Below are 4,838 nucleotides of genomic sequence, written 5' to 3'. Positions count from 1 at the left end.
GGCACGATCAGCCGGGCCGACGTCGAGGCCGCAGTGCGTGCCACCGCCCGTACCGCGCCCCTCGCGGCGCCACCCACGCGCGATGCCCCGCCGATCGGCGTCGTCCCCGCCGGGGCCACCTTCTCCACCGAGACGCGTACCTGGCACGTGCCTGTCACCGGCATCCGGCGATCGATGGCGCAGGCGATGGTCACCAGCGTCTCGGCCGCCCCGCACGTCACCGAGTTCCTCACCGTCGACGCGACGGCGACGATGACCGCCCGGGACCGGATCGCGGCGCTGCCGGAGTTCACCGGGATCAAGATCACCCCATTGCTGTTCGTCGCCAGAGCCCTGCTCATCGCCGTTCGCCGACACCCGATGATCAACTCATCCTGGGTCGAGGACGCGGGCGGTGGCCGGCCGGAGAACGGTGGCCGGCCGGGGAACAGTGGCCGGCCGGGGAACGGTGGCCGGCCGGAGATACATGTGTACGACCGGGTGAACCTCGGCATCGCCGTGGCGGGCCCGCGTGGGCTCGTCGTGCCCACCATCCCGGACGCCGGCCGGCTCGACGTCGTCGGGCTGGCTCACGCCCTGGCCGGCCTCACCACCGCGGCGAGGGCGGACCGGCTCAGCCCCGCGGATCTGCGCGGCGGCACGATCACCATCACCAACGTCGGCGTCCTCGGCGTGGACATCGGCACCCCGATCCTGAACCCGGGCGAAGCGGCGATCCTCGCCCTGGGCTCGATCCGACCGATGCCCTGGGTGCACGAGGGTCAGCTCACCGTGCGTACGGTGGTACAGCTGGCGCTCTCGTTCGACCATCGCATCGTCGACGGCGCGCTGGGCTCCGCGGTCCTCGCCGACGTGGGTGCCGTCCTCACTGATCCCACGGTGGCACTCGCCTGGTCCTGATCGGCTCATCGGATCCACCAGTTGACCACAAACGGGCACACTGCACGCAAGAGGGGCACACAACAGCCCAGATTCCGCTCCCTGGTACGGTTGCGCCTCTGACCGGCTTCCGGCACAAAGAGGTGGAACCATGACGCGAGTGGAGGCACTGCAGGCCGCGGACGAGTTCGTCGCCAAGGTTCTGACCTCCGCCAACTCCAGCGGCCGGTTCACCGGCACGCTCAACCTGGCTGAGCGGGTCGACCTCACCCTACGAGTGGCTCGGTTCCTACTCGAGGGTCAGTCCTCCTCGGACGCCGACGACATCCTCAAGCGGGACATGCGCAACGAGCTCGATCAGGCGTTCCCGCCGCTACGCACCTCCTGAACCGACCATCCCGGCTCGACCCCGCGGACGAGCGCCCGGTCCGGTTCCCTGGTCCGTCCCCACGGACCGCCCTGGGAACCGGACCGGGCGGTGGGCAGCCGGACCGGTGAAGGAGCACGGTTCAGTGAGGCGACACGGGGTGGTCCCCTTCGACGTGCACGTGGATGGCCGGCTGCCCGTCACCGGAGGTCGCCGCCGGGTGGCGTGAGGGGTTCAGCCGACGATCCTCCTCGGGGGCCAGTCCCAGCTCGCGCCGGTGCGGGGCCTCGAACGGGGCGGACGGGTCGACGATGATGCCGTCATCGAGCGGCATGAGCGCGGGCACGCCGTTCTCGACCGACTCTTCGACGATCTTTCTGCGCCACTGGTCGCGGTACAGGGTGAGGCCGAGCCCAATGGCGCTGACGCACATCAGGATGATGCCCACGGCCGTGATGTCGAGCCCGGACGGTTCGGAGCGGACCGCGAAGGCGAGGATGGCGCCGAGGGCCAAGAGTAAAAGACTCAACGGGATTCCCATACCGGTCCATATACCCTGCCGCGACAAGAACGCAACCCCGCCCCGGCAACATCAGAACGCCTCCTCCGGCAGTTCCATAAGCCCGAGGCCGGTGGACTCCAGCGCTACCCGGCGCGCCGTCAACTCCGGTAGCACATTGGCCGCGAACCAGCGCGCGGCGGCCACCTTGCCCTGGTAAAAGGCGGCGTCCCGAGCGGACCGGGCCCCGGCGGATGCCGGAGAATCCTGGGTTCGCAGGGCTACCTCGGCGCCGCGCAGGAGCAGCCATCCGATGATCAGGTCGCCGAGGCTCATCAGCAGCCTCGTCGTATTCAGGCCGACCTTGTAGATCGCGGCGGCATCCTCGGCGGCGCCGGTGAGGAACCCGACCAGCGAATTCACCATGCTCTGGACGTCATCGAGAGCCACCCCCAACGCCTCCCGCTCCGCCCGCAGCGCGCCGTTGCCGGCCTCCCCCTTCACGAACGTCTGGATCTCGCCCAGTACGGAGGTCAGCGCCTGCCCCTGGTCCCGGACGATCTTCCGGAAAAACAAGTCCTGGCCCTGGATCGACGTGGTGCCCTCGTAGAGAGTGTCGATCTTGGCATCGCGGATGTACTGCTCGATCGGATAGTCCTGCAGGTACCCGGAACCACCGAGGATCTGCAGTGACGAGGCGAGCAGCTCGTAGGACCGTTCGGAGCCGACCCCCTTGACGATCGGGAGCAGCAGGTCGTTGATGCGTTCGGCGAGCTCGTCGGCCTCCCCCCGCTCGCCGGCCAGCGCAACCCGGTCCTGGAACGTCGCGGTGTAGAGCATCAGCGAACGCATGCCCTCCGCATACACCTTCTGCATCATCAGCATCCGGCGGACATCCGGGTGGTGGATGATCGTGACACGCGGTGCCGTCTTGTCCGACGCGCGGGCCAGGTCCGCACCCTGGACGCGGGTGCGGGCGAACTCGAGCGCGTTGAGATATCCGGTGGACAGCGTGGCGATGGCCTTGCTGCCCACCATCATCCGGGCGTACTCGATCACCTGGAACATCTGGGCGATGCCCTCGTGGACGTCACCGACCAGCCAGCCGACCGCCGGCGCCCGCTCACCGAACCGCAGCTCGCAGGTGGCGGAGACCTTCAGGCCCATCTTTTTCTCGATGTTCGTCACGTAGACGCCGTTGCGGGCGCCGGGCGCGCCGGTCCGCGGATCGGGCATGAACTTCGGCACCACGAACATCGACAGACCCTTGGTCCCCGGGCCGTGCCCCTCCGGCCGGGCGAGCACGAGATGGATGATGTTCTCCGGGACATCCCAGTCCCCATTGGTGATGAACCGCTTCACGCCCTCGATGTGCCAGGTGCCGTCGGGCTGCTCGATCGCCCTGGTACGACCGGCCCCGACGTCGGAACCCGCGTCCGGCTCGGTGAGCACCATCGTCGCGCCCCAGTGCCGTTCAATGGCGAACTCGGCGAGCTGGCGCTGCCATTCGTTGCCGAGCCGGTGCAGGATCGCTGCGAACGTCGGGCCGGCCATGTACATGAAGATGGCCGGGTTCGCTCCGAGCAGCAGCTCCGAGGCCGCCCACGCGACGGTCGGGGACGCACCCAGTCCGCCCAGGTGCGGCGGAAGGTAGAGCCGCCACCACTCACCGTCCAGAACGGCCTGGTAGGACTTCTTGAACGACTCCGGCAGGGTCACCGATCCGGTCGCCGGATCCAGGGTCGGCGGATGACGGTCGGCGTCGGTGAAGGACTCGGCAACGGGTCCGGAGGCGAGGTGGTCGAGCTCGGCCAGCACCTCGCGCGCGGTCTCGGCGTCCATCTCCCCGAAGGGACCGGTGCCGAGCGTGCGATCGATCCCGAACACCTCGAACAGGTTGAACTCGATGTCTCGCAGATTGCTCCGGTAGTGGCCCATCAACGGCTCCTTCCCGGGACCGCCGGACATCGTGATCAGCCGATGCCGGCTAGCTACTCGTGAGTACGTTGTTCCCATGCTACTCACGAGTAACCCGTTGACAAGAGCGGCGGCTGGGAAGAAGTCGTCGCGATCCAACTTTTCTCCGACAAACGGGGAAGACCCGAGGCCGGGCACGTCTACTCTTGCCACTCATGCGCGACCCGGCCACCCAGGAGGTACGGCTCGCGGTCGTCATGACCGGTGGCGCGAGCCTCGCCGTCTGGATGGGCGGGGTCGCCACCGAGATCAACCTTGCGACCAGCCCGGACCGTGACCGGGCCGACGAAGCGGACGCTGCCGTCGCCGCCCGTTACGCCCGGCTGGCAGCCATCCTCGACGTCGAGGTCAGTGTGGACGTACTCGCCGGCACCTCGGCCGGTGGCATCAACGCCGCCATGCTGGGCTACGCGAACACCCACCACGCCGATCTCACCCCGCTGCGGGACCTGTGGCTGTCCCTCGGCTCGCTTGACGCGCTCATGCGCACCCCCCACGAAAAGACGTATCCCTCGCTACTGCGCGGGGACACCGCCGTGCTGCCCGCGCTGCACACCGCCCTGGCAGCGGTGGGGGAGACGGCCCGCCCCAACCGGGCCGGCGCGGACCGCCCGACATCGGTCTTCATCACCACGACGATCCTGCGCGGCGAGGTCGCCGAGCACGCCGACTCACTCGGCGGCACCATGCGCGACGTTGACCACCGGGGCCTGTTCGCCTTCGGCACGCAGGACCTGACCGACCCTGGCGCGGTCCCCCGTCTCGCCCTGGCCGCACGGGCCAGTTCCGCCTTTCCGGGCGCCTTCGAGCCGGCCTACGTGCCGGTGGGGCACGCCGTCGATGCCGCGCACCCGGACATGGCCCGCTACGTCAACGCCTCCCGCGGATTCCACGCCTCGGACGGCGGGATTCTGGTCAACCGCCCGATCGGACCGGCGCTGGCGGCCATCTTCGACCGGCCCGCCGAGCGCCAGGTCCGTCGCGTGCTCACCTACGTCGTGCCCTCGCCGCGGATGCCGGTACCGATGACGGATCCGGCGGCATCGATGAATCCGGTGGCACCGACCAGGACGCCCACACGGTCCATGCCACCCGTGCCGCCCACACCGCCCGCCC

Annotated in this window: 5 protein-coding genes; 3 read left to right on the top strand and 2 right to left on the bottom strand. The window is 69.2% G+C overall.

The features are described from left to right. Both AC08OV_RS16985 and AC08OV_RS16980 read left to right on the top strand, forming a co-directional pair. Positions 1 to 900: dihydrolipoamide acetyltransferase family protein (locus AC08OV_RS16985; RefSeq protein ID WP_476619928.1), on the top strand; the 900-nt coding region annotated here is incomplete at its 5' end. A gap of 130 nt (positions 901 to 1,030) precedes the next feature. Then, positions 1,031 to 1,267 carry a hypothetical protein gene (locus tag AC08OV_RS16980; RefSeq protein ID WP_011434531.1) on the top strand — a complete coding sequence of 79 codons (237 nt, stop codon included), beginning with the start codon at positions 1,031 to 1,033 and terminating at the stop codon, positions 1,265 to 1,267. Between the two features lie 121 nt (positions 1,268 to 1,388). On the opposite strand, the gene AC08OV_RS16975 is transcribed toward AC08OV_RS16980, so the two are convergent. Both AC08OV_RS16975 and AC08OV_RS16970 read right to left on the bottom strand, forming a co-directional pair. Beyond that, a complete protein-coding gene (locus AC08OV_RS16975; protein ID WP_476613643.1) occupies positions 1,389 to 1,775 on the bottom strand; it encodes a hypothetical protein in 387 nt (128 codons plus the stop codon). Positions 1,776 to 1,838: 63 nt separating this feature from the next. Then, a complete protein-coding gene (locus AC08OV_RS16970) occupies positions 1,839 to 3,683 on the bottom strand; it encodes an acyl-CoA dehydrogenase (RefSeq protein ID WP_476613642.1) in 1,845 nt (614 codons plus the stop codon). A gap of 194 nt (positions 3,684 to 3,877) precedes the next feature. On the opposite strand from AC08OV_RS16970, the gene AC08OV_RS16965 reads away from it, so the two are divergent. Then, a partial coding sequence (locus AC08OV_RS16965; RefSeq protein WP_476619927.1) for a patatin-like protein occupies positions 3,878 to 4,838 on the top strand: 961 nt, incomplete at its 3' end.

This window comes from Frankia sp. CeTa3Moorea, assembly GCF_978021225.1.
Note: the sequence above shows the minus strand (reverse complement) of the source record. Positions and strands in the feature narration are given on the sequence as shown.